Source organism: Arthrobacter sp. 24S4-2 (assembly GCF_005280255.1).
GTDB lineage: Bacteria > Actinomycetota > Actinomycetes > Actinomycetales > Micrococcaceae > Arthrobacter.
The window spans coordinates 1,671,651-1,695,585 of the sequence record NZ_CP040018.1 but is presented as its reverse complement, the minus strand read 5'-3'; the positions used below and the strand labels follow the sequence as shown (position 1 = coordinate 1,695,585).

General features: G+C 67.0%; 23 protein-coding genes, 2 tRNA genes and 2 pseudogenes. 12 read left to right on the top strand and 15 right to left on the bottom strand.

Features of this window, described 5'->3' with window-relative positions; translation table 11 throughout:
* Positions 1 to 7: 7 nt before the first annotated feature.
* Both FCN77_RS07735 and FCN77_RS07730 read left to right on the top strand, forming a co-directional pair.
* The gene (locus FCN77_RS07735; protein ID WP_137321802.1) at positions 8 to 187 is read left to right on the top strand and encodes a hypothetical protein; all 180 of its coding nucleotides are present in this window, start codon (positions 8 to 10) and stop codon (positions 185 to 187) included.
* Between the two features lie 65 nt (positions 188 to 252).
* Entirely contained in the window at positions 253 to 660 is a 408-nt protein-coding gene (locus FCN77_RS07730) for a hypothetical protein (protein WP_137321801.1), read from the top strand.
* A gap of 56 nt (positions 661 to 716) precedes the next feature.
* On the opposite strand, the gene FCN77_RS07725 is transcribed toward FCN77_RS07730, so the two are convergent.
* The 10 genes from FCN77_RS07725 to FCN77_RS07680 form a co-directional block, all read right to left on the bottom strand.
* Positions 717 to 789, bottom strand: a tRNA-Asn gene (locus FCN77_RS07725).
* Between the two features lie 126 nt (positions 790 to 915).
* A tRNA-Asn gene (locus tag FCN77_RS07720) sits at positions 916 to 988 on the bottom strand.
* Between the two features lie 103 nt (positions 989 to 1,091).
* Complete coding sequence (gene dnaG / locus FCN77_RS07715) at positions 1,092 to 2,999, bottom strand: DNA primase (protein ID WP_137321800.1); 1,908 nt, start codon at positions 2,997 to 2,999, stop codon at positions 1,092 to 1,094.
* A gap of 16 nt (positions 3,000 to 3,015) precedes the next feature.
* Entirely contained in the window at positions 3,016 to 4,305 is a 1,290-nt protein-coding gene (locus FCN77_RS07710; RefSeq protein WP_137321799.1) for a deoxyguanosinetriphosphate triphosphohydrolase, read from the bottom strand.
* On the bottom strand, positions 4,298 to 5,476 hold the full coding sequence (gene dusB, locus FCN77_RS07705) for a tRNA dihydrouridine synthase DusB (RefSeq protein ID WP_137321798.1): 1,179 nt from the start codon (positions 5,474 to 5,476) through the stop codon (positions 4,298 to 4,300). Before dusB ends, FCN77_RS07710 begins: the two co-directional genes overlap by 8 nt.
* Positions 5,477 to 5,543: 67 nt before the next feature.
* On the bottom strand, positions 5,544 to 6,155 hold the full coding sequence (locus FCN77_RS07700; RefSeq protein ID WP_137321797.1) for a response regulator: 612 nt from the start codon (positions 6,153 to 6,155) through the stop codon (positions 5,544 to 5,546).
* Positions 6,152 to 7,291 carry a sensor histidine kinase gene (locus tag FCN77_RS07695; protein WP_175417183.1) on the bottom strand — a complete coding sequence of 380 codons (1,140 nt, stop codon included), beginning with the start codon at positions 7,289 to 7,291 and terminating at the stop codon, positions 6,152 to 6,154. The genes FCN77_RS07700 and FCN77_RS07695 overlap by 4 nt, the downstream gene beginning before the upstream one ends.
* A gap of 22 nt (positions 7,292 to 7,313) precedes the next feature.
* Positions 7,314 to 8,087 (bottom strand): ABC transporter permease, encoded by a 774-nt coding sequence (locus FCN77_RS07690; RefSeq protein ID WP_137321795.1) that lies wholly within the window; start codon positions 8,085 to 8,087, stop codon positions 7,314 to 7,316.
* Positions 8,084 to 9,022: an ABC transporter ATP-binding protein gene (locus tag FCN77_RS07685; RefSeq protein WP_137321794.1), complete on the bottom strand. Its 939-nt coding sequence runs from the start codon at positions 9,020 to 9,022 to the stop codon at positions 8,084 to 8,086. Before FCN77_RS07685 ends, FCN77_RS07690 begins: the two co-directional genes overlap by 4 nt.
* 110 nt (positions 9,023 to 9,132) lie before the next feature.
* Positions 9,133 to 10,548, bottom strand: coding sequence for a YibE/F family protein (locus FCN77_RS07680; protein ID WP_137321793.1), 1,416 nt, complete (start codon positions 10,546 to 10,548; stop codon positions 9,133 to 9,135).
* A 169-nt stretch (positions 10,549 to 10,717) separates the two neighbouring features.
* On the opposite strand from FCN77_RS07680, the gene FCN77_RS07675 reads away from it, so the two are divergent.
* The 6 genes from FCN77_RS07675 (at position 10,718) to FCN77_RS07650 (ending at position 15,433) form a co-directional block, all read left to right on the top strand.
* Positions 10,718 to 11,287 carry a TetR family transcriptional regulator gene (locus tag FCN77_RS07675; RefSeq protein WP_137321792.1) on the top strand — a complete coding sequence of 190 codons (570 nt, stop codon included), beginning with the start codon at positions 10,718 to 10,720 and terminating at the stop codon, positions 11,285 to 11,287.
* Positions 11,287 to 12,027: an ABC transporter ATP-binding protein gene (locus FCN77_RS07670; RefSeq protein WP_137321791.1), complete on the top strand. Its 741-nt coding sequence runs from the start codon at positions 11,287 to 11,289 to the stop codon at positions 12,025 to 12,027. Before FCN77_RS07675 ends, FCN77_RS07670 begins: the two co-directional genes overlap by 1 nt.
* Positions 12,024 to 12,806 carry an ABC transporter permease gene (locus FCN77_RS07665; protein WP_137321790.1) on the top strand — a complete coding sequence of 261 codons (783 nt, stop codon included), beginning with the start codon at positions 12,024 to 12,026 and terminating at the stop codon, positions 12,804 to 12,806. Before FCN77_RS07670 ends, FCN77_RS07665 begins: the two co-directional genes overlap by 4 nt.
* A 233-nt stretch (positions 12,807 to 13,039) precedes the next feature.
* Positions 13,040 to 13,786, top strand: a complete 747-nt coding sequence (locus FCN77_RS07660; RefSeq protein WP_175417182.1) for an alpha/beta hydrolase — start codon at positions 13,040 to 13,042, stop codon at positions 13,784 to 13,786.
* A gap of 2 nt (positions 13,787 to 13,788) precedes the next feature.
* Positions 13,789 to 14,601, top strand: a complete 813-nt coding sequence (locus FCN77_RS07655; protein WP_137321789.1) for a DUF1295 domain-containing protein — start codon at positions 13,789 to 13,791, stop codon at positions 14,599 to 14,601.
* A gap of 1 nt (position 14,602) precedes the next feature.
* Positions 14,603 to 15,433: a 1-acyl-sn-glycerol-3-phosphate acyltransferase gene (locus FCN77_RS07650; RefSeq protein WP_137321788.1), complete on the top strand. Its 831-nt coding sequence runs from the start codon at positions 14,603 to 14,605 to the stop codon at positions 15,431 to 15,433.
* Positions 15,434 to 15,525: 92 nt separating this feature from the next.
* On the opposite strand, the pseudogene FCN77_RS07645 reads toward FCN77_RS07650, so the two are convergent.
* From FCN77_RS07645 to FCN77_RS07635, 3 genes and pseudogenes are all read right to left on the bottom strand, one after another.
* A pseudogene (locus FCN77_RS07645) lies at positions 15,526 to 16,532 on the bottom strand (GNAT family N-acetyltransferase).
* A 2-nt stretch (positions 16,533 to 16,534) separates the two neighbouring features.
* A pseudogene (locus tag FCN77_RS07640) lies at positions 16,535 to 17,919 on the bottom strand (glycine--tRNA ligase).
* Between the two features lie 136 nt (positions 17,920 to 18,055).
* Positions 18,056 to 19,054, bottom strand: a complete 999-nt coding sequence (locus FCN77_RS07635; RefSeq protein WP_137321787.1) for a DMT family transporter — start codon at positions 19,052 to 19,054, stop codon at positions 18,056 to 18,058.
* Positions 19,055 to 19,087: 33 nt separating this feature from the next.
* Between FCN77_RS07635 and FCN77_RS07630 the strand changes: the two genes are divergently transcribed.
* Positions 19,088 to 19,324 (top strand): RNA-binding S4 domain-containing protein, encoded by a 237-nt coding sequence (locus FCN77_RS07630; protein ID WP_137321786.1) that lies wholly within the window; start codon positions 19,088 to 19,090, stop codon positions 19,322 to 19,324.
* Between the two features lies 1 nt (position 19,325).
* On the opposite strand, the gene FCN77_RS07625 is transcribed toward FCN77_RS07630, so the two are convergent.
* Positions 19,326 to 19,976, bottom strand: a complete 651-nt coding sequence (locus FCN77_RS07625) for an alpha/beta hydrolase (protein WP_137321785.1) — start codon at positions 19,974 to 19,976, stop codon at positions 19,326 to 19,328.
* Between the two features lie 148 nt (positions 19,977 to 20,124).
* Between FCN77_RS07625 and FCN77_RS07620 the strand changes: the two genes are divergently transcribed.
* From FCN77_RS07620 to FCN77_RS07610, 3 genes are all read left to right on the top strand, one after another.
* A complete protein-coding gene (locus FCN77_RS07620) occupies positions 20,125 to 20,916 on the top strand; it encodes an SGNH/GDSL hydrolase family protein (RefSeq protein WP_254679003.1) in 792 nt (263 codons plus the stop codon).
* A gap of 6 nt (positions 20,917 to 20,922) precedes the next feature.
* On the top strand, positions 20,923 to 22,041 hold the full coding sequence (locus FCN77_RS07615) for a winged helix DNA-binding domain-containing protein (protein WP_137321783.1): 1,119 nt from the start codon (positions 20,923 to 20,925) through the stop codon (positions 22,039 to 22,041).
* Between the two features lie 100 nt (positions 22,042 to 22,141).
* Positions 22,142 to 22,672 (top strand): hypothetical protein, encoded by a 531-nt coding sequence (locus FCN77_RS07610; RefSeq protein WP_137321782.1) that lies wholly within the window; start codon positions 22,142 to 22,144, stop codon positions 22,670 to 22,672.
* Between the two features lie 74 nt (positions 22,673 to 22,746).
* On the opposite strand, the gene FCN77_RS07605 is transcribed toward FCN77_RS07610, so the two are convergent.
* Complete coding sequence (locus FCN77_RS07605) at positions 22,747 to 23,865, bottom strand: aminotransferase class V-fold PLP-dependent enzyme (protein WP_137321781.1); 1,119 nt, start codon at positions 23,863 to 23,865, stop codon at positions 22,747 to 22,749.
* Between the last annotated feature and the right edge of the window lie 70 nt (positions 23,866 to 23,935).

Below are 23,935 nucleotides of genomic sequence, written 5' to 3'. Positions count from 1 at the left end.
TGAACTGATGACCGGAAGACCGCACCGCAACCGCAGGGGCCTGTTCCTCGGCGCGGTGCTCGGCGCCGTCGCCGGCTACTTCGCCGGACGCGCCATGGGGAACCCGGCCATGGGCATCATCCTGGGTGCTGTTGCCGGCTCGGCCCTGCTGTACCGGGTCAACCCGGGCCCCTGGAACCGGCCCTGACACCGTGTGCCCCGACAGGGTCTTTGGCCCTGTTCCGGCAATTGCCCGCGCGATAAAGTTGTTGTGTGCCCGACTGGCAGCATCATCCACCCCTTCCGGCCACGTGGCAGCGATGCGACGGCGGCATCCTGCCCCTGTGGTGGGAACGGCTGTGCAGTCAGACAAGCCCGCAGTCGGCAGCGCTGTACGCCGCCGGGCTGTTCACCGAAGACCGGCGACGCCCCATCGCCCAATGGTTCAATCCTGCCTTCAACGCCGCGCTCCTGGTGGCACCTGAAACGTCGCCTGAATGGCCTGTGCAGCGGTTTGGCATCTTCTACGCGCCGCCGGACGGCGGCTTTACCAGGGTGCACTCAGCGCCGCATGAATGGCACCCGCGCGAGCCACGGAAGTCCCCCACCGAGGACGAAGCCTTCCGCGAAGCCATAGCCGAGGCAGAGCGCTTCCTGCAAGTGGAGATGGACTTCGTCTAGCGCCCCAATAAAAAAGGCCCTGCGGCCGGCTGTTAGCCGGCCACAGGGCCTGTCCGCTCCTCCTGCTGGACTTGAACCAGCAACCCTTCGATTAACAGTCGAATGCTCTGCCAATTGAGCTAAGGAGGAATGAAGCAGGTATGACATTAGCAAAGGTTTTGCCCCAATGTGAAATCGGGCGGCAGCGCACGCCTAAATACCCCGCCGGGGTATAAAAAAGTCCCCGCCCCGGTGACCCGGAACGGGGACTGCGCGCTCCTCCTGCTGGACTTGAACCAGCAACCCTTCGATTAACAGTCGAATGCTCTGCCAATTGAGCTAAGGAGGAATGAAGCGGGTACTAGCCTAGCAAAGACCCCGCTGGGAAGTGAAATCGGGAAACGGAATTGAGCGGATCCGAAGGAGTCCCGGGCCTGCGTGCCGGGCCGGGCTCAGGCATCGGAACGGAGCGAGCGGCGCTCCATTTCCAGCATCATCAGCTCACGGTTCAGCCGCTGGAACTCCTCTGGGTGGGCTGAACCGTCCAGGCGCTGCAGCTGCCCCATCTTGTCCGCCTTGACCCTGGTGATCTGCAGTTCGAAGAGCCGGGCCAGGATGTCACGGCAGTACTTGAGCACACCTTCGGCGTTGCTCGCCGGCAGCGGCACCACGGCAAGCTCAGAGACCAGCGGCCGGAGAGGCTCCGGCACCTCTTGCATGACCTGCTCCACCCAGCGCGCCGGATCACCCGTCAGGCCGGGCCCGGAGGCGCGCATGGCGTCGTGGACGGCCTGGTAGGCGGGGGTCTTGAACCCGGCCGCACTAAACCGGTCCCAGATCCCTCCGGCGAGCATGGCGGGCTCCTGGAGGGCCACCTCCAGCGCCTGCCGCTCCATGGACGCCACCGGGTCCCTGGGGTCCGGCCTGTTGAAGGACGGCACAACGCCCGACGCCGGCAACTCGGCAATGCCGGGAGCCGCGCCTGTCCGCTGCTGCCCACCGCCCTGGCCCGTGGGCGTTTCGCCCTGGGCAGCGCGTTTGGCGGCGACGGCCACCGCGCGGCTGACCTCCTCAACAGCCATGCCGAGCCAGCCGGCGAGTTCGCGGGCGTAGCCGGGCCGGATTGCCGCGTCCCGGATCTGGGCCACGACCGGTGCGGACTCCCGCAAGGCGGCAATGCGGCCTTCGACGGTGTCCAGGTTGTGCCGCCTCAGTGTGGCCCTGATGGCGAATTCAAACAGCGGACGGCGGCTGCTGATCAGGTCCCGCACGGCGGAGTCGCCCCGGGACTGCCGCAGGTCACAGGGGTCGGCGCCGGTGGGCTCCACCGCGACGTAGGTCTGCGCCACGAAGCGCTGGTCCTCCTCGAAGGCGCGCAAGGCAGCTTTCTGGCCGGCGGCGTCGCCGTCGAAGGTGAAGATGACTTCTCCGCCGGTGCCGTCGTCGGACAGCAGCCGCCGGGCGATCTTGATGTGGTCGGCGCCGAACGCGGTGCCGCAGGTGGCCACGGCGGTGGCGATGCCGGACAGGTGGCAGGCCATGACGTCGGTGTAGCCCTCCACCACCACCAGCTGCCGCTCCTTGGCGATGTTCCGTTTCGCCAGGTCGATGCCATAGAGCACCTGGGACTTCTTATAGAGCGTTGTCTCCGGGGTGTTGAGGTATTTGGGGCCCTGGTCGTCCTCATAGAGTTTCCGGGCGCCGAAGCCGATGGTGTCGCCCGCGATGTCGCGGATGGGCCAGATCAGGCGGCCGCGGAAGCGGTCGTAGATCCCCCGGTTGCCTTCCGAGAACATGCCCGTGAGCTTCAGCTCGGCATCGGTGTAGCCGCGCCCGCGGAGGTGTTTGAGGAGCGCATCCCAGCCCTGCGGGGCGTAACCCACGCCGAACTGCTCGGCTGCGGCGCGGTCGAAGCCGCGGCCGTGGAGGAAGTTGCGGCCCTCGGCGGCGCCCGCAGTCAGCAACTGTGCCCGGAAAAATTCGTCAGCCACTTTGTGGGCGTCCAGAAGCCGCTGGCGCTTGCCCACGTCTTCCCGGTTGGGGCCCGTGCCGCCGTCCTCGTAGCGCAGCTCAAAGCCGATCCGGGCGGCAAGTTTTTCCACGGCTTCATGGAACGAGGTGTGGTCCAGTTTCTGGACGAAGGCGATGACGTCGCCGTCCTCGCCGCAGCCGAAGCAGTGGTACCGGCCCACCTGCGGGCGGACGGTGAACGACGGCGAGCGCTCGTCGTGGAAGGGGCAAAGGCCCTTGTACGACCCCAGCCCGGCGCCCTTGAGCGTCACGTAGCCGTCAACGACTTCCTTGATATCCGTGCGCTGGCGTACTTCGTCAATATCTTCGCGTTTAATCAGCCCAGCCACAGAGCCATCCTAGCCGCTACCAAAGCGACGGCAGGCTGCCCACCAGCCGTTCGTACATGGCCAGCGCCGAACCGTCCGTCAATGAAGCGACCTGGTCGATGACGACGCGAAGGCGGGCGCCGTCGTCGGGCGCGTCCCGCCAGTCAGCGGCGAACATCGGCTCCAGGTGGCGGTCCCCGGTGGCGTTCAGCGCCGTCACGAGCGCGTGCAGGACCTCGCGCTGGCGTTCGTAGATGGGCTGGCGGTGCTCTGTGGTCATCACGAAGGTGGTGGCCAGGCCCTTCATCACCGCGATTTCCATCACGGTTTCGTCCGGCACCATCAGTTCGGCGTTGTAGCGGGTCAGGTTTTCGGGGCCGTAGACGGCGCGGGTGGTTTCCAGGGCGCTCTGGCAGAACCTGCCGATCAGCTGGCTGGTCATGTCTTTCAGGGCGGCCATTGCCTTGCGGCTGCCGTCGGCTTCGCGCACCCAGACGTCCGTCGCCTCGAGCCGGGCCAGGGCGGCGTCGATCGCCGCGGGATCGTTGTGGGGCAGGTACCACTGCTTGGCGTAGCCCACCACGCGGGCGCGGTGGTCCGGGTTGTCCATCCAGCGCAGCTGGAAGTGCCCTGCCACGATGGCGTCCTCGACGTCGTGCACCGAGTAGGAGATGTCGTCCGCGAGATCCATGACCTGCGCTTCGAGGCACGAACGGCGCTCCGGTGCTCCTTCGCGCAGCCAGTCGAAGATGGGCAGGTCGTCCTCGTAGGCGCCGAACTTGCTGGTCCGCTGGCCGTGGATCACGGGGGCGTTCAACGCCGACCAGGGATACTTGGCGGCGGCGTCGAGGCTGGCGCGGGTGAGGTTGAGCCCGGCCGGCGTTCCGTCGGCGGCCAGGACCTTGGGCTCCAGCCGGCTCAGCAGCCGGAGGGTCTGGGCGTTGCCCTCGAATCCGCCGATTCCATGCGCCATCTCATTGAGCGCGGATTCGCCGTTGTGTCCGAACGGCGGGTGGCCGAGGTCGTGGCTGAGGCAGGCGGTGTCCACCACGTCGGGATCGCAGCCCAGCGTCCGCCCCAGTTCGCGGCCCACCTGGGCCACTTCAAGGCTGTGCGTGAGCCGGGTCCGGACGAAGTCGTCGGTGTCCGGGGCGACAACCTGCGTCTTGGCGCCCAGCCGGCGCAGCGCGGACGAGTGCAGGACCCGTGCACGGTCCCGTTCGAAGTCGGAGCGGTACGTGGTCTTGGGCGGCTCCTCCACCCAGCGGGCGGAGTCGTGGGCTTCGTAGCCCGGCAGCACGGGTGCTGCCGTCCGGGTTTCAGCCACCTGACACGTCCAGTTCCGCGGCGGCGATGTCCTGGGACTGCTCGGCGTTGAGCGCCCGGGAATCCAGCCAGTCCTTGGGCAGCGCAGGCTTCTTGGGCGACCCGGCGCGGCCGCGGGGGCCTTCGGCGTCCACACCGGGGTACGGGGAATCCTGATCCAGCTCGGCCAGCGTTTCGCGCAGCACCTGCAGGCTGGTGACCAGGGCCAGCCTGGTCCGCAGTTCCCCGCCCACCACGTAGCCCTTGAAATACCAGGCCATGTGCTTGCGGATTTCACGTAGTGCCTTGCCTTCGTCGCCGAAGGTCTCCACCATGAGTTCGGCGTGCCGGTAGACGCCCTCCGCAACCTGCCGCAGGTTCGGCCTGTGGCGGGCGTCGCTGCCTTCGAAAGCGGCCTGCAGGTCCCCAAAGAGCCACGGGCGGCCCTGGCACCCGCGGCCAATCACCACGCCGTCCACTCCGGTTTCGCGGACCATGCGCACAGCGTCCTCGGCGGACCAGATATCGCCGTTTCCCAGCACCGGGATGTCCGGCAGTGCTTCACGCAGCCGTGCGATGGCGGACCAGTCTGCCTGGCCCGAATAGAACTGCGCCGCCGTGCGGCCGTGGAGTGCGACGGCGGCGACGCCGGCATCGCGGGCGATCCGGCCGGCGTCGAGGTACGTCAGGTGGTCCTCGTCGATGCCCTTGCGCATCTTGATAGTGAGCGGGACGTTGCCCTTGGACGCCTCTTTGACGGCCGTCCGGACAATCGAGGTGAACAGGTCGATCTTCCACGGCAGGGCCGAACCGCCGCCGCGCCGCGTGACCTTGGGAACGGGGCAGCCGAAGTTCAGGTCGATGTGGTCCGCCCGGTCCTCCTCCACCAGCATCCGCACTGCCTGGCCCACGGTCACCGGGTCCACGCCGTACAGCTGGACCGACCGGACCTTTTCGTCGTCGTCATGGGAGATGATGCGCAACGACTCGGGAGTGCGCTCCACGAGGGCGCGGGAGGTGACCATCTCCGCCACATACATGCCGCCACCGTATTCACGGCACAAACGACGAAAAGCGGAGTTGGTGATGCCCGCCATGGGAGCCAGGATCACGGGGGTGTCCACCGTGAGGGGTCCCAGCTTCAGGGGCGGGAGTTCCAGCTTGGGGGCGGGAGGCGTTGCTACAACAGTCACCCGTTCATTGTCTCAAAGCCGGGCAAATCGGCGAACCGGCCGCACAACCCCGCCGGACGGGCAACACCTAGAGCAGCCAACCGTTGTCTTCCGCGATGTGCACTGCCTCGGCACGGGTCCGCCCGCCCGTCTTTGCCATGGCCGCAGACAGGTAGTTTCGGACCGTCCCTTCGGAGAGCATTGCCGACTTCGCGATATCGGCGACTGTTCCGCCGTCGGACGCCGCATTGAGCACCTCCGCTTCACGCTCGGTCAGCGGGCTGTCTCCGGCGGTCAATGATTCCGCGGCGAGCACGGGGTCCACCACGCGGAGTCCCTGATGGACCCGGCGTACGGCTTCGGCCAGCTGCCGCGCCGGGGTGTCCTTGACGACGAATCCGGAGGCTCCCGCCTGCATGGCGCGCTTGAGGTAGCCGGGCCGGCCGAAGGTAGTGACCATGAGGACCCGGCAGGACGGTGCCGCACGCCGGACTGCTGCTGCCGCGCTGATCCCGTCCAGGCCGGGCATCTCGACGTCGAGCATTGCCACATCGGCAGAGTGCTCGACGACGGCGGCCGCCACCCCGGTCCCGTCGCCCAGTTCCGCGACCACCTCGATATCCGGCTCCAAGCCGAGCAATGCTGCCAGGGCTCCGCGCACCAGCGCCTGATCATCCGCGATCACCAATCGAATGTTCATACCTCAACCGCCAATCTGAACCCTCCCAGGTCACTCGGGCCAATGCTGACGGTTCCCCCGGCGGCATCCACCCTTTCACGGATCCCAATCAGACCGTTCCCGGAGCGGCCCCCGGACGCCAGGCCGACGCCGTCGTCCTCCACCAGAACGCCCGACGCCGACAGCCGGACACGGCAGCGCGCGGCGCCGGAGTGCCGCACAACATTGGTGATGCCTTCGCGCAGCACCCAGCCGAAGAGTTCCCTGTGCCGCGCCGGAACCTGTTCAACGGTTCCCGGCAATTCGGCGTCGATCCCGGCCGATTCCAAGGCCGTCCGGGCGACGGCGAGCTCGGCCAGGACGTTGACGCCGCGATAGCCTGCCACCGTGGCCCGGACGTCGGCGAGCGCACCTCGGGCCAGGTCCTGCACCGCGGCGATCTCGGCGGCGGCTTTGTCCCGGGCAGGATCTCCGGGGACGGTGTCCAGCATCCTCCCGGCCAGCTCGGCCTTGACGGCGATCACCGTCAAGGAATGACCCAGGATGTCGTGCATGTCCCGGGCTACCCGGCTGCGCTCCGCAGCGACGGCGGCATCGGCCAGTTTGGTCTGCGCTTCCCGGAGACGGGCGGTCTGCCTGATCAGCCGGGCGAAGGCGGACATCATGAGGCCGAGTGACAACACGAGCCCGGACTGGACGAGCGCCTGCTCCGCGTTTCCCGTCACCAGTTGGATGGTGGCGGAGGCGACGGACAAGGTGACGATGAGGAAGAAGTCCGTGCGCGGCGGAAGGGACGTCATGGCGATGGCGCAGGCGAGGAACGTCCAAGTCCACAAGGCTTCCCTTCCGATGAGGAAGATGATCACCCCGCTCAGGGCCAGCATGATGCAGACAGACGCGATGCCCACCCGGACGCCCAGGCGCCAACTGATCTGGGGCAGGAAGGCGTAGGCGGCAAAGAACGCGATCAGCGACACCGACGCCGCCGCTTTCCAGGCCGGCGGCTCGTCCACGGACCACACGAGGTTCCACGTCGGCCAGGCCCAGAGGAGGATGGAGAGTCCCGCTCCAATGAACCAGCCGCGCGGGCCAGGTCCCCTGAACATGTTGCCGGTGAACACGTCCCTGCAGGAAATGCCGCCTGTCTTGCTGGTCATGGTGCCTACCTTAGTGGCCTGTTCAGACGCGTTTCGTGTCGCGGCGGAAAGCCATCGCGGCCCCGGCCACGAATATCGCCAGCCAAAAGACCACATTGGCGATCCAGGCCCAATCAAACTCGCCGGTGATGGGGCTCCGCGCCAGTTGTCCGATCCCGTAGGCCGGCGTGAATTTGGCGATGTTCCCAAACGTCTCCCCCATGACCTCGATCGGCATGAACAGCCCGCCGAGCATGGCAAGGATGGCCAGGGCCGGGCCAAGGATCTGCATGACGTTCTGGCTCGGCATAAGGTAGCCGACGAACAATCCGAGGGCAGCGAAGACGAGGGAGCCCAGCCAGGCCACAAGCCCCGCTGTCAGCCAGGTCTGCGCATCCATGGTGACACCGGCCAGGGCACCGATGGCGAACTGGGCAACGACTGCTACGAGGGACAGCGTCAGTGCAGCCAGGGCCTTCACTGCGATGTACGCACCGGGCAGGAGGGGCGTGAGGCGAAGTTGGCGGCTCCAGCCCTGTGCGCGCTCCACTGCCACTTGGCTGCCGGCGCCCGTTGCTGCGGTCATGGCCGCATAAACCGTCAGGCTGATGAGGATGTACTGGCCGTAGCTGTGTCCATTGGGCAGGTGCTGGTCCTTGTTGGACAGGCCGAAAATGAAGAAGAAGATTGCCGGCATGAACACCGTGAAAATAATCGTCCGGCGGTTCCGCAGCATCCGCTTGATCTCGATCCAGAGGAACGTCCGGTTGACCCCGCCCGCGGATGGCTTTCGGTCCTGGATGGCCGCCGTGCTCATACGAGGTCTCCTTCAAAACTCATGCTCTCGGATTCCGGCGCGGCGGCGTCGCCGGTGAGGGCGACGAAGGCCTCCTCGAGGTTGTTGGCAGCCACCTCAACGTCATGCGCTCCAGTGTTGTTGAGCAAGTACCGGACGACGGCGTCCGAGTCGCCGGTGCGGACGGTGAGGCGTCCGCCGTCGTACTCGATGCTTTCCGCAGGCGGCATCCCTGCCAGCAGCCCGCGCTCTGTTGCCGGGAGCGAAGCCTTGACGGTGCGGCCGGAGGCAAGGTTCTTGATCTGGGCGGCAGTGCCATCGGCAACGATGCTGCCTTGCCGGACCAGGACAATCCGGTCCGCGTAGGCATCGGCTTCTTCGAGGTAATGGGTGGCGAAAATGACAGTCCGTCCGCGCAGGGCATCGGCCCTGATGGCGGTCCAGAAGTCGCGCCGTCCGGCGACGTCCATGCCGGTGGTGGGCTCGTCCAGGATGAGCAGTCCGGGATCGGAGACGAGTGCCATGGCGAAGCGCAGGCGCTGCTGCTGGCCGCCCGAGCACTTTTCCACCTTGCGGTCCGCGATCTCCAGAATGCCGGCCCGCGCCAGGACTTCATCCACGGGACGGGAGGAATCGAACATGGCGGCGGTGAGCTGCACGGTCTCACGGACGCTGATGTCCCGCAACAAGCCGCCGGTCTGCATCACGGCTGCCACCTGGCCGCGGGCGATGGCTCCCCGGGGAGTGTGGCCGAAGATGGAAACGCTTCCCTGGTCAGGGGCGCTCAATCCGAGGATCATATCGATGGTGGTGGTCTTGCCCGCGCCGTTGGGCCCGAGGAACGCCACCACCTCCCCCGGCTGCACGGTGAGGTCCAGGCCGCGGACGGCGTGGACCTTTCCGAAGCTCTTGTGCAATCCGGCGGCGTGGACGGCCGGCACACCCGTTGTTGTCATGACTCTCCTTGGCTGATGGGTTGGTCCACTACCCATCCAAGCCGTGATCCGCGTCCGGTGCCGGGGGCAGGTGTCACCAATCATCGATGACAAATGTCATGGCCCGGGAGCTACTCCGTCTCCCTCCGCTCGGCTTCCCTGCGTGCCCGCCGCGTCATAACGACGGCGGCAAGCTCGCCGGTGTCGAACGATTCAAAGGCGTCAGCGGACTCAGCCGCGGTTTCAAGCTCGCGGACGTTGCCGTCGTCGCGGTCCGGCTGCGAGGCCGCGGCGCCGACTGCACCGAGCCGTCGGGGACCGGTGGCCTTGACCACCAGCACCGCGATGAGTGTTGTGACCGGGATGGCAAGCACCAGGCCCACCGAGCCCACCAGCGTCCTGATGACTTCCTCGGAGAGCTCGGCGCTGGTGAGCGCCTCGCCGAGCGGACGGTCGTACAGCATCACGATGATGAGGATGGGCAGCGCCGCCCCCGCATAGGCGAACGCGATGGTGTACACGGTGGACGCAATGTGGTCGCGGCCGATCCTCATGGCGGACGAGAACAGCTGCCGCGCGCCCGTTTCGGGGGCGAGCTCATACAGTTCCCACACCGCGGAGGACTGGGTGATGGTGACGTCGTTGAGGACACCGAGGCCGGAGATGATCAGGCCGCACAGGATGATGCCGGAAATGGAGATGTTGTCCGAGATGTTCGCCAGGGTGGCGGCGTCGTGGCTGCCCACACCGGCCAGGTTGGCCGCATCCGTGGCCCACGCCGCCAGGAGCGCGGTGATGCCCAGGCCGAACATGGTGCCCAGCAGCGCAGTGGATGTTCGCGCCGTGAAGCCGTGCGCGAAGTAGAGGACCCCGATCATGATCACCGTGGACCCCACCAGCGCCAGCAGGAGGGGCGGCTTCCCTTCCACCAGCCCCGGCAGCATGAAGGACACCAGCACCGCGTAGGCGCCCACGAGCCCGATGAGCGCCCGCAGCCCGCGCCAGCGCGCCACGGCGATCACCACCACGGCGTACAGGATGGCCAGCAGGATGATGGGCATGGTGCGGACAAAGTCCACGAAGATATAGGCCGGCGAGCCCTGGCCGCCGGACGCGCCCTGGGCGTTGGAGAGGTTCAGGTAGCGGATGTCGTCCCCGACTTTGACGCCATGGGATTTCACGACGTCCGGGTTGATCACCACCTTGACCGGGTTGCCGCCCTTGTCCGGCTCGGTAAATGCGAAGGTGCAGTCACTCCCCTGCTGGGTTGCCTGTGGCTGGGCGGCCCCTTGGATGCAGCTTTCCACCACCACCCGCTGGATCTTGCCGGTATCGAACGTCACCCCGGGCGCCGCCGCGTAGGGACTGGACAGCTTCAGGTCCGCTTTGTTCCCCGAGGGCCACATCATGGCCATGGCCGCGAGGGTAAGGAGCGTCAGCGGTACCAGCACCGCCGCCAGGAGCCAGTTGGCGCGTTTCCGCGCAGCGAGTGCCCCGGGTGTCAGCTCCGAATGATCCATGTGACCGTGCGAGTGTCCGGCACCCATCAGCAGTAAAACCTCATGCCTGCACTTTACGTGCTGCCCGGGACTTGCCGTCGATCGGGCAACCTTGGGATATATCCAGTCGAAGGCCGAATTCAAGGCTGGGTACGGCATGTGCCGGCCGGAGGGAAGATCTTTACCACCGAGAATGTTAGAGACTAACATTCTCATTATGCGAAAAGCCGCAGCCACCCGGGCGCTCCTGCAGGAACGGGCCATGGCACTGTTCCTTCAGCAAGGTTTCGACGGAACAACCGTCGCGCAGATCGCGGAGGCGGCCGGTGTCTCGCAGATGACCTTTTTCCGGTATTTTCCGACGAAGGAGGCCGTGGTCTTGGATGACCCATATGATCCGGTGATTGCGGATCACATTGCCGACCAGGACCCCGGGCTGCCGGCCCTGGAACGTGTCCGGTTGGGCCTTCTGGCCGCGTGGAGCTCGGCGCCCGGCGCCACCGACGAATCGACCAGGGAAAGGATCAAGCTGGTAGCAGGACATACGCGGCTTGCGGCCGGCATCTGGGAGAACAACCGCAGGACCGAGGACCGGATCGTTGAAGCACTGACGGGGACGGGCGTTGGCCGACTTGAAGCCCGAGTCGCAGCAGGAGCCTGCCTGGGCGGCTTGACTGCCGCCCTGCTGGATTGGGCGTCGGCGTCGGACGGGCAGGAACTGCGGGACCGTATGAACACGGCCCTGGACCTGATGGGCGAATCAGGCCGGACAGAGCGGCGAAACTGATGGAGACGTCCGCAGCCATTAGGGCGGTGGGAGTAACGAAAGCCCTCGGCGGAATCCCCGTCCTGGACGATGTGTCCCTCGACGTGGGACCGTCGGAAATCCACGCCCTGGTAGGACTGAACGGCGCCGGAAAGACGACGTTGATGAGGATCCTGTTGGGCATGCTCAAACCCGACCGAGGCTCGGCTCATCTGACGGGGCTATCGGTAGCCGATGCAGGACCGCAGGTATGGTCAAGGGTCGGGCAAATGCTGGAGACCCCGTTCGCGTACCCGGAGCTGACCGCACGCGAGAACGTGTACTGCTCCGCCCGGTTGCACGGAATGGACCGGGACGCCGCCGGATCCGCCGCCGGGAGGGCCCTGTCTGATCTGGGGCTGGAGCAATACACCACCCGGCGCGCCGGGACGCTGTCGCTGGGAAACCGGCAGCGCGTAGGTCTGGCCGCGGCCCTGGCCCATGGACCGGACGTGCTTGTCCTGGACGAACCGACCAGCGCACTGGACCCCCGCGGTGTCATCGTTCTCCGCCGGTTGCTCCAGGAGGCATGCGGGGACAGGGGCGCAGCCGTCCTGGTCTCCAGCCACCACCTTGATGAGGTCGCACGCATCGCCGACAGGATCAGCGTGCTCCACCGGGGAAAGATCATTGGCACACTGCAGCCCGGAACCGTGGACCTTGAACGCCGGTTCTTCGACCTGGTACTGCACTCCGACATGCGAGAGCAGGAGCAACCATGAGGACTTCCGGGCAGGCACGCGAATTCGAGGCCCTGAAATTCCGCCGGGCACCGGTGGTGCGGACGGTATCCGTCCTCATTGGCGCCGGCCTGCCAGTGCTCGCAGCTGCCTTCATGGTCGCTGCGACCTCCGACGGGTCCAGCCAGATCGGCCTCAAAGCCGCCGCCATGCTAACCGGCGCGGGCTGGGCCGGGTATCTGGCAATGGTGGGAATGCTCTTGTCCGTCGGAGCGCTGATGGGCATCGGCTTCGTGGTGTGTTGGTGCTTCGGTCGCGAGTTCACCGAAAAAACCCAGGCCTGCCTGTTTGCCCTACCGGTCAGTCGGCGGCGGCTCGCCTACGCGAAGTTCACGGTGATCCTGCTCTGGGCCCTGCTGCTATGTCTGGCCACCGTTGTCGCTGCGCTTGTTGCCGGCGCCGCCATCGGCCTGGGCGTGCCAGGTCCGGAGGACCTGGCAGCCGCGGGCAAGGCATGGTGCGCCGGCGGCATGGCAGCCCTGCTCGCATGTCCTCTCGCCGTGGTAGCCAGCGTTGCCCGCGGCTATCTGCCCGGCGTCGGCGCACTCGTGCTGCTGGTCGTCACTACCCAGGTAGTGACAGCGTTCGGGGCCGGAGCGTGGTTTCCCTACGCCGCACCGAGCCTCTGGATGGGCATGGGCGGCGCGGCGGCGGCCGATACGGTCAGCCCGCTGCAGCTTTTCCTCTGCATCCCGGTCTCCCTGCTCGGCATCGCAATAACTGGCCAATGGTGGAAAACCATGCAGATCAGCTCCGGATGAGAAAGTTTGCATGCCATGCTTCAGGAGCTGAAGATATGCCGGACGCTTCTGGATCACATCCGGAGGCCCCATCATTCGTTGGAAACTGCACAGCAATCGCTGGGCTTAGCGGCTCCGAATGCCCTGTATGACCGCGGGAATGTCCGGCATGCCCAGGAGTACCGGCTCAGACCGGAACTAAACGCCGGCACCACTGGGTTTATAACTGTAGGACGAGGAGTCTGGAGGCGCGCGTGGGCAATCGCACGAACGGCGAAGAAAATACCGGGGCGGCCGTCACCCGGCCAGTGCTGACCGTGCGCGAAGCCGCCGGCGCCACCCGCGGCGTGGCCCTGGTGCTGCACGGCGGGCGTTCGCACAGCTACCAGCCTGTTGAGGCACGCCACCTCAGCCCCGCCCGCATGGTGCCCTTCGCAAGGCACCTGCACCGTGCCGGCGGCAAGCACGGACTTGCCGTCTGGACGCTTCGGAACAGCGTGCGCGGCTGGAACGGCCCGGACATGTCACCGCTGCAGGATGCACGGTGGGCGCTCGCCCGGATCCACGAACAGCACCCGGGCGTGCCGGTTTACCTGCTGGGGCATTCGATGGGAGGGCTCACCGCTATATGCGTGGCCGACGACCCGCACGTTGGTGCCGTTGTGTCGCTGGCCCCGTGGCTCAGTGCCGAGACACCGGCGGAGAGGGTGGCCGGCCGCAAGGTGCTCATTGTTCACGGCTCCGCGGACCGCTGGACCAGTCCCGCCGAATCGCTGAAGTTCGCACAGCGCGCCGCTCCCCTCGCGCAGGAACTGCGCTACGTGTCGCTGGCCGGGGCCGGACACTTCATGTTCCGCCGGGTCCGGCTGTGGCACAACCTGGCCACGGGCTACGTGCTGAAGGCCTACGGCGAGCGCGCCGGAGTGGAAGTCGGCGCCGGACCGGCCCGGTTTGATGCCCTGCTGCCGGAAACCGCGGCCGGCATTCCGGTGGTGCTCTGATCATGGCCGGTTTTCCCGTGTACGGGTTCCTGGCCAGCCTGCCGTGGACAGCCCTGGCTGTGGCCGGCGTCCTTGCCGCCACCTTCGCCGTTGCGGTGGCGCAGCGGAGGCACTCCGTGATGGACGTGGCCTGGGGTCCCGGCTTCGTCGCCGTTGCGGCGGTGTCGTGGCTGCTGTCCGCGGGAACGGGCGACGACGGCCGTCGCCTACTGCTCCTGCTGCTCACAGGCGTGTGGGGCCTCCGTCTCGGGATACACATCGGCTGGCGGGCCCGCGGCGGCCACGAGGACCCCCGCTATGAGGCCATTCTCGGCGGGGCGCCCGGCTCGCGCAACGCCTATGCGCTGCGCCGCGTCTACCTGCCTCAGGGCATGGTGATGTTCTTCGTCTCCCTCACCGCCCAGGTGGGGATGTTCGCCACCGGCCCGTTGGGCTGGGCGGCCCTGCTGGGTGTGGTGCTCTGGGCTGTCGGCTTTGTTTTCGAGACCGTGGGCGACTGGCAGCTGGCGCAATTCAAGAAGGACCCCGCCCACAAGGGAACGGTCCTGAACACGGGGCTGTGGCGGTACACCCGCCACCCGAACTACTTCGGTGATGCCGCCGTGTGGACCGGGCTGTTCCTCATCGCCGCAGACTCCTGGCCCGGAATCCTGACCGTTCTGTCCCCTGCGCTGATGATCTGGGCGCTGGCCGGCAAGACCGGTAAGCGCCTTACCGAGAAGGCGATGTCCGCACGGCCGGGCTACAAGCAGTACGTGGAGTCGACGTCGGGCTTTATCCCCTGGCCTCCGCGCCGGCCGGCGGGCGGGCGCTGAGTTGGCATGGCGTCCGCGGCCGAATGACCGCTTCTACCGCTTGATTGTCCGGACCGGGCTGGTGTTCCGCGGGCTGTTCCGGGTACGTGTCATTCTCACCGGGAAGGAGCACCTCCCCGCGGCGGGAGCACTCAACGGGCCATACCGTCGGGTAGTCCCGGGTGAGGGAGCCGTCGTCGCCATCACGCATTTTGGCTACCTGGACTTCGCCTTTGCGGAGCTGGTGCTGTGGCAGCATACCCGGGCACAACTGCGCTTCCTGATCACCCAGGGAGCGGCGGACCACTGGTTTGCCGGGCCCGCCGTCAGCGCGGCCGGGCAGGTGGTGGTTCCCTACGGTTCCGGCGGCGGGGCGTACGATGCCGCCGTCGCGAAGCTGCGCGCTGGCGAGTATGTCGCCGTCCTGCCCGAAGCCGGTGTCAGCCGAAGCTTCACGGTCCGCGAATGCAAGACCGGCGCCGTCCGGATGGCCGCCGAAGCCGGGGTGCCGATCATCCCGGTGTCCGTCTGGGGCGCGCACCGGCTCCTGACCCGGCACCACGGTTTCTCCCCCTGGCGGGCCTGGCGGGCGCCGGTGCGGATCCATGTGGGCGAGCCCCTGCAGCCCGGGACGTTGCCGGACCCTGCCCACGACGCCCGGCCTGCCACCGAAGAGCTCAGGAAGGTCCTCCAGTCCGGCATCGACGTTGCTGCCGGGGACTTCCCCCTGACGCCGGCCCCGGGAACCTGGTGGATGCCCGCACACCTGGCCGGCGGTGCACCGACAGACAAGGAACGGCAGCGGCTGGATGCGGCCGAAGGGCCGCGGCGCGCGGGCGGACGGCGCGGTTAGGCCGGCAGATTCGCATCCCGCCTTAAACCAATCTGACCCGCAGCAGCCGCCGTTGGAAAACGGGGACTGCTGCGGGCCAGCTGGGTTAAGGGCTAGGCCGGGTCGGCAACGACGAACGTCTCGGCACCCTGAACGCGTGCCTTGCCGTCCGCCAGCAGAGGCTCGACGACGGCGCGCAGCGCTGTCATCGAATCGTCCAGTTCCAGCAGCACCGGGTACTGGTACGCGATCAGCGCCAGCAGGTCGCGGACCGCGGCCTGCGCCTCGTCCGCAGGCAGTTCCGGTTCGTGGCCCAGGAACACGTCCGAGGGCCCGCCGGCCTTCGCCGCGTGGCCCTCTTCGGGACCGCCAACCCCGGGGACAGCCTGCGCGTAGCTGATGGCAAAAGCCTGCAGCCGGCCCTTCCGGCTGGGCGGCACGCCCTGCCCGAAGGCACTGGCCTTCGGTGCGCGCAGCACGATGGCGCCGTGCGCGCCGGTGAGGTCGTCCAGGAACAGGCGCTGGACGGTGGGGATTCCCAGTTCGCCCGGACTGTCCCAGCCGTGCACCGAGGTGTAGTAGCGGCCCACGACGTCGCTCAGTTCAACCGAACCGGTGGCGAGGTCCTCCACCTGCTCGGATGCGGCGGCCTCGGAACCGTCGCCGAACACAGGAAGCTTCAGCGGGGCGGACTCCACCACCACCAGCCGCGAGCGCTGGATGGGCGCCAGGCCGGCAGCTTCGGCGAAGGCTTCCCCGGGGTTTCCGGCTCCACTTTGCACCGGAGCTTGGAGACGCCCGACGGCGCCGCTGCAGCCTCGTGGCGCAGCATGGTCAGCAGGGTGGAGCCGATGCCTTCGCGGCGGTGGTCGCGGGACACTTCGATGTACGCCCAGAGCCGTTCCGGGTGGAGGGACGCCTCGTGGACGACTCCCGCCGCCACGGGGACGCCGATTCCGTCGACCACGTCTTCGGCCACGATGCAGCGGCGCCACGGCGAGTTGCCCGAAGGTGCCAGGGTGCCGCGGAACTGCCCGGCCTGGACCGTTTCCGGTCCGCCCCAGATTTCCAGCAGCGCCAGGTCGTCGCCCTCGCGCCACTCCCGGTATTCGATTGCCATGCTCAGGCGCCGATCAGCCGCGCGGCAAGGTAGCCCTCCACCTTGTCCAGGGAGACGCGTTCCTGGCTCATGGTGTCGCGTTCGCGGATGGTGACAGCCTGGTCCTCGAGGGTGTCGAAGTCCACGGTGATGCAGAAGGGCGTGCCGATCTCGTCCTGGCGGCGGTAGCGGCGGCCGATGGCGCCGGCGTCGTCGAAGTCGATGTTCCAGTTCTTGCGCAGCTGGGTGCCCAGGGCCTTTGCCTTCGGGGACAGGTCCTCGTTGCGGCTCAGCGGCAGCACGGCGGCCTTGACCGGAGCCAGCCGCGGATCCAGCTTCAGCACAGTGCGGACATCCACGCCGCCCTTGGCATTGGGGCCTCGTCCTCGGTGTAGGCGTCGATCAGGAACGCCATGAAGGAACGGGTCAGGCCGGCGGCGGGCTCAATCACGTACGGGGTGAAGCGCTCGTTGGTGGCCTGGTTGAAGTAGCTGAGGTCGTGACCGGAGGCCTTGGAGTGCGTGGAGAGGTCGAAGTCCGTGCGGTTGGCTATGCCTTCCAGCTCGCCCCACTCGGAGCCCTGGAAGCCGAAGCGGTATTCGATGTCCGTGGTGCCCTTGGAGTAGTGGCTCAGCTTCTCCAGCGGGTGCTCGAAGAAACGCAGGTTCTCTTCGCGGATGCCCAGGCCGGTGTACCAGTCCATGCGCTCCTTCATCCAGTACTGGTGCCACTGCTCGTCCGTGCCGGGCTCGACGAAGAATTCCATTTCCATCTGCTCGAACTCACGGGTCCGGAAGATGAAGTTCCCGGGCGTGATCTCGTTGCGGAAGGACTTGCCGATCTGGCCGATGCCGAAGGGCGGCTTCTTCCGCGAGGTGGTGAGCACGTTGTTGAAGTTCACGAAGATGCCCTGCGCCGTTTCCGGGCGCAGGTAGTGCATGCCTTCCTCGTTGGCCACCGGGCCCAGGAAGGTCTTGAGCAGGCCGGAGAATTCCTGCGGCTCCGTCCATTCGCCGCGGGTGCCGCAGTTGGCGCATGCGATGTCCTTCAGGCCATTCTCGGCCGGACGGCCCTTCTTCTCCTCGTACTCTTCCTCGAGGTGGTCGGCGCGGTAGCGCTTGTGGCAGGAGAGGCACTCCACCAGCGGATCGGAGAAGACCTCCACGTGGCCGGAGGCTTCCCATACCTGGCGGGGAAGGATCACGGAGGAATCAAGGCCCACCACGTCCTCGCGGCCGCGGACCACGGACTGCCACCACTGGCGCTTGATGTTTTCCTTCAGCTCGGCACCGAGGGGCCCGTAGTCCCAGGCAGAACGGGAGCCACCATAGATTTCACCGGCCTGGAAGACGAAGCCCCTCCTCTTGGAGAGGGAGATGACCTGGTCGAGTACGGATTTTGCTGCCATGGGAACTCCAATTTCTACAGGGCCGCTGGGTGCGGTCCGCGCGATTTTCAGGCCCCTTGCACCCGGCTGGTTGCCGGGCGGGGCGGTACGAAGGAAAAATGTGCAGGATGCTGCGTGTCCTAGCCTACCGGCCCGGCTACCGCTTGAGCGCGCCGCGGGGCCACGGCAAGGTGGCCAGGACGATGGCACCGAGTGTCAGGACGGTGCCAAGGACGGTGGGCAGGGCCACCACTGTGCCGGGCGCGGGAAGGGCCAGGTCCAGGCCGAGGGAACCGAGCAGTTGGCCGGCAATCATGCCCAGTCCCGTAACCAGCACACCCAGGCTCCGGACCAGCAGGGCTCCCAGTCCGATGAACGCGCACCCCATGGGACCGCCCAGGTAGTACCACCAGTCCCCCGGCAGGCCGTTCCCTGCCCCGACGACGGCCAGCTTGATCAGCCAGGCCACCCACAGCACCGTGGCGCCGGAGATGAAGTTCACCAGGGTTGCGGCGACGGGCGTGCCGTAATGCACGGTGGCCGTCCCGTTCATGGCCTGCTGGAAACTCATCAGGAAGCCGGCAATGACGGGAAGGAGCACCGGCAGCAGCAACTGGGCCGGGTCCGCGCCGGCGCCGGGCCCGGCGGCTCCGCCTGCCCCGGCGCCGCCGAACCGTGGGGACACGGCCCAGGCGACGGCGGCGATGGTCAGCACGGTGCCCAGGACGCGGATGCCGGTGACCGACTTCTTGCCGGCGGGGCCGATTCCCAGCCGGTCCACGAGCAGCCCGCTCAGCGTCTGGCCCGTCACTGTGGCCACCGTAAACAGGGCCACGCCCAGGAGCCCCACGGTGAAGGACTGGGCAAAGACAAAGAAGGCACCGATCGTGCCGGCGATTACGTAGACCGGCGGAAAGCGGTGTTCCCGGAGCGCCGGCAGGATCTGCGCCAACCCGCGGCGGCCTCTCGGCAGGACCAGCGACACCACCGTCATCAGGATCAGCCCCGTGGTGAAACTCACCACCGCGGCGGCGATGCCGTCGTTCAGCCGGGCGCCCAGCGCACCGTTGATCCGGCCCTGGATGGGGATGGCGAGGCCGGCGGCTACAGCCAGCGGCAGTCCTGCAATGAGTGGAAGGCGGGGTGCATGGGTCACTGGATTCACCTTACGTCAGGCATCATTGCTTGTATGAGCAACCCGGAAATCGAAGAGATCCCCATCCGTGACGACATGATCCGCCTGGGCCAGCTGCTGAAGCTCGCCAACCTCGTGGAGGACGGCGTCGAGGCCACGGAGCTGATCAGGAACGGGCTGGTCAAGGTCAACGGCGAAATTGACGACCGGCGGGGCCGCCAGCTCCACGACGGCGACACAGTCACTGTCAATGGCCGGACCGTGCGGATTTCGACCCCCGCCGGTTCCTGAACTACTTCTTCAGCACCTCGTGGGTGAGGAACTCGGACACGTGGCCGATTTCCTGCTGGTTGATCCCATGCCACATGCCTGCGTAGAGGACCTTCGTCAGCTTCACGTGGCCCCGCACCCAGCCCATGGTGTACTCAATCTTGTCCTGGGTGATGACCGGGTCCTGCTGGTCGCGGCCCCAGAACAGCGGCACAGTGCCGTCCAGTTCGCCGTCGCGGAAGCTCGGATCCCCGTCTGCGTTCACCACAAAACCGGAAAGTCCGACGACGGCGGCGAAGTCAGCGGGACGCTGACGCAGCAGTGTGGTGGCCATCGCCATGCCCATCGAGAAACCAAGCAGGGTCACGGTCGGGTGGTCACCTTTGACGCCGTCGAGCCAGTCCAGGACAAAACCGGCAGCGTCCTTGACCGCGTCCAGCGAGTAGTCTGCGGAGTCCGTCAGCGGGAACCAGGTGAAGCCCGGCCCCATGGCGATTGGGGCCCGGACGGACGCGACCGCGAAATCGCCGGGGAGGAGATCCGCAAGGCTCAGGAGGTCCTGCTCATTGGCACCGTAACCGTGCAGCAGCACCAGGAGCGGCTTTCCCGAGCGGGTCTCTTCCGGGGTGGACCACAGGACAACAGGGGCGGTGGAAACGTCGGCTTCAGTCATGGAACCATTCTTGCAGTTACCCCCGGGTAACAACCTACGGTGGCGTAGCTTGTTACCTACGAGGCAGGATGGAAACGTGAGCGAAACTGAAGCCATTCCGAATCCGCAGGACACTGTTGATGCCCACCCCTGGGGACGTTATGCCGCCATGGGTGATTCCTTCACTGAGGGCATCGGCGACCCGGAACCCGGAAGCCCGGGCGGGCACCGCGGCTGGGCGGACCGCGTGGCCGAGGAACTGAGCCGCGGCCACGCTGATTTTGCCTATGCGAACCTGGCTGTCCGCGGACGGCTGCTGCAGCAGATCGTGGACCAGCAACTGGCACCGTGCCTGGCCCTCAAACCGGATTTGGTGACCCTGTCCGCGGGCGGCAACGACCTTATCCGTCCCGGCGGCGACCCGGATGCACTGGCCGAAAAGCTGGACTCAGTGGTGCACATCCTGAGCCTGGGCGGCGCCACCGTGGTGCTGTTCAACGGCCCGGACACCGGTTCCTCCGTGCTGGGCAGAATCCGCAGCAAGATCGCCATCTACAACGAGAACCTCCGCACCGTTGCGGCCCGGCACGACGCCGTCATCGCCGACATGTGGTCCCTCCGCCAGCTCAGCGACCCGCAGATGTGGAACCAGGACCGCCTGCACTTCTCGCCATTGGGCCACCACACCATCGCGGCCATGGTGCTGGATTCCCTCAACGTCCGGCACACCCTGGAGCCGCTCTCCCCCAAGCCGCTCCCCCAGCGCACTTGGCGCGAGGCACGGTCCGGGGACCTGGTGTGGGCGCGCGAATACTTCGTTCCGTGGGTTGTCCGCCGGCTGCGCCACCAGTCCTCCGGGGACGGCGTCACGGCCAAACGGCCCACGCCCGGTCCGGTGTTTGGTCCCGGCATGCCGTTGGGTTCGGGCGAGGTCCCGGGACAAGAGCCCAGGCAGGGGTAGGTACGGGTGGACGCCGACGGCGTTGTCAGGCTAAGGCTTAGCCGGCAGCAGCTCCGCCCTCCCCACGCGGTTTCACCCGAGGCTGCCCTGAAGAGCCTGCTGGCCGTCCAGTCGCAGGAGTTCGCCTATGCGCGCTGGACTCTGGCGCAGCGCACAGCAGGAGCCAACGCCGCCGACGTCGAACAGGCCGTTGCTGACGGCAGGATCCTCCGGACGCACATCCTGCGGCCCACCTGGCATTTTGTGCACCGAGACGACCTCCGCTGGCTGATGCTGCTGTCCGCTCCCCGGCTGCATCAGGGAAACGGGGGCATGTACCGGCAAACAGGCATCGACTCCGCAGCGGCGGCCAGGAGCCGAGGGGTCATGGCCGCCGCCGTGGCCGACGGCGCCCACAAAACCCGGGAAGAGCTCGCGGCAGAACTGCAGCGCAACGGTTTCGCGGCCAGGGGCCTGGAACTTGCATACCTGATCATGCACGCTGAGATCAGCGGGGTCCTGACCAGCGGGACGCCCGTTCGCAGCAAGGGAGGAGCGCTGCGCCAGACCTACGCCCTCTTCGACGAGCGTGTTCCGCCAGCGGCAGGAGGCCCGTCCGACCGCGAGGAGGCACTGGCGGAGCTTGTCAGGCGCTATTTCTGCAGCCGGGGACCGGCCACGGTCAAAGACTGTGCCGACTGGTCCGGGCTTACGGTCGCTGACGTCCGGCTGGGACTGAGCCTGGCGCTCGAAATTGACCCCGATGCACTCGAGACCGCCGCGCTGGACGGCACGGAGGTTCATTTCCTGCCGGACTCCCAGCACGAACCTGCGGCGGACGGACAGCCACGGATCGATCTGATCCAGTGCTACGACGAATACGTCATGGGCTATTCGCGGACGCGGCACTTCCTGGGCGGCACGGCGCCCGCATTGCCCGAGCGGGACACTCCCATGCACGTGGTGCTGCGGGATGGCCGCATGATCGGCTCGTGGCGCCATGTCTTTGGCGGCGGCCGCTGCGAGCTGGACATCCGCATCGGAGCGGTGGCCGGCGGTGGCGGCGACCGAGCCACCATCCGTGCAATCGATGACGCCGTTGCGGCCTACGGTAGGTTCCTGGAAATGCCGGTGGTCCGGAAATAGGTGGTCTGCCCGGCTGGCGCGAGGTCCCGCCGAGGACCGCCCGGGTGGGGCTTGGCCGCGGGGGTTAAACTGAAGGGACACTTCTGAGAGGCCCTCCACTGTGAGCAACGTGTTTTTCTGGATCATCATCCTGTCGTTCGTGGTTCCATTCGCCATGCGCATGTACCGGAAGTCGGTCCGCGGCAAGAACCAAAATCAGGATTTCAACTCGAAGTTCCCGGGCCAATTCCCCGGGCAGCAGCCGGGCCGGCCGAACAACCAGCCGCGCGACGGCTTCACCCAGCAGGATTACTTCGGCGGCGGCTTCCGGCAGATCGGCGGGCCGCAGCAGCCCCCGCTGGACCAGCCGTACGTCAACCCGGGCTACCAGAACAACCCCGGCTACCAGAACCCTGCCTTCCCGGCCACCGGTGGCCCCGGACAAGTGCCGTACGAGGACAGCCCGGACTATCCGACCAACCAGTCACGCCCGGAACCGCAGCAGCCGTCCGCGCCGGCAACTCCCCCGCCGCCGTCGGCCCCCCTGGGTTTCCGCGCGCGGAAACTCGCGGAACTGGACCAGCAGTACAGCGACGGCAAGATCGCCATGGAGGAATACATGGCCCGCCGTGACGAGATCATGAAGGGCTAGAGGCCCACAACCTCGGCCCCCCGGCCGCTGCGGACCTAGCCGACGCCAAGCGCTGTGAGGCTGTCCCCCACACCTCATGCCCGCCCGATCAGCTCGGCAACACGATCGACTTCCTTCTCCAAATTGTAGAAATGTACCGCCAGCCGGATCTTTCCGGCCCGGACCGACGCCACCACGTTGTCCCGACGGAAGCGCGCCATTACCGCCTCGGTGTCGGTCACGGGGACGGAGAAAATGGTGGAGCGATGCCGGTCGGGGAACGGACGGAAGGCAGAACCCTCAGCTGCCAGCGCGTCCTGAAGCCGAACGGCAAGCTGGGCGTTGCGGTCGAGGAGGGCTGTGATTCCGAACTGGCGGAAGATGCCGAGCGCCGCCTGTTCAGCCAGGGCGGGAAACCAAGCCAACGAAGCGTCGAGCTTGGATGCAGTCGGGGACAGGTCCATGGCGGGTCCGTAGAAGCTCTCGGCCGGTGTTCTGGCGGCCTTCCAACCGGGCACGATGGGTAAGAGGCGATCGAGGAGCCCGTGGCGAACGTAGAGATAGCCCATGCCCCTCGAGCCGAGCAGGAACTTGTGGCTGGCGGCGGCTAGGAAATCGACCCCGTCGTGCACAACGTCGAGTGGCACCGCGCCGGCCGCTTGGCAGGCGTCGACGAAGAACCAGGCGCCGGAGCTGGCAGCCACCTGGCCGAGCGCGGCCAGGTCCGCCCGGTAACCGTTGGCGGAATGCACGGCGCTGACTGCGATCAGGCGGGTGCCTGAGTCGGCTGCACGTCCAAGAGCCTCGGCCGAAACGCCGTCACCCTCCGGCGCCACGGTGCGGACCACGTAGCCGCGTTCCCGGAGCAGAAGCCAGGGATAGTAGTTTGAGCTGAATTCATTCTCGGCAACGACGATGTTCTCGCCGTGCCTCGCGGTCGGCAGGTTGGCGGCGACAATCCCCGCGGCCGTACTCACCGCCGGAACGATGGCTATCTCCGCGGCGGTGGCGCCGATGATCTCTGCGAACAGGGCGCGGGCTTCCTCCCCGGCCCGCTCAGCTTCCATCCAGTCGAACCGGCCGGCGGACCAGCGCCCAAGCGCCAGTTCGTAGGCCTCCCTAGCGGGAGTACATCCGACATTCATGCTGGCGGTGTTGAGGTAAATGGTGTCCCTGAGCCCGGGGAAGAGCCGGCGGATGTCGGTGGCAAGCATGGCTGGGACCGCCCTTCATACACGTTGACTGTGGCGCCGCGATGGCGGCGGGCTGCCGATCACCGGGCGG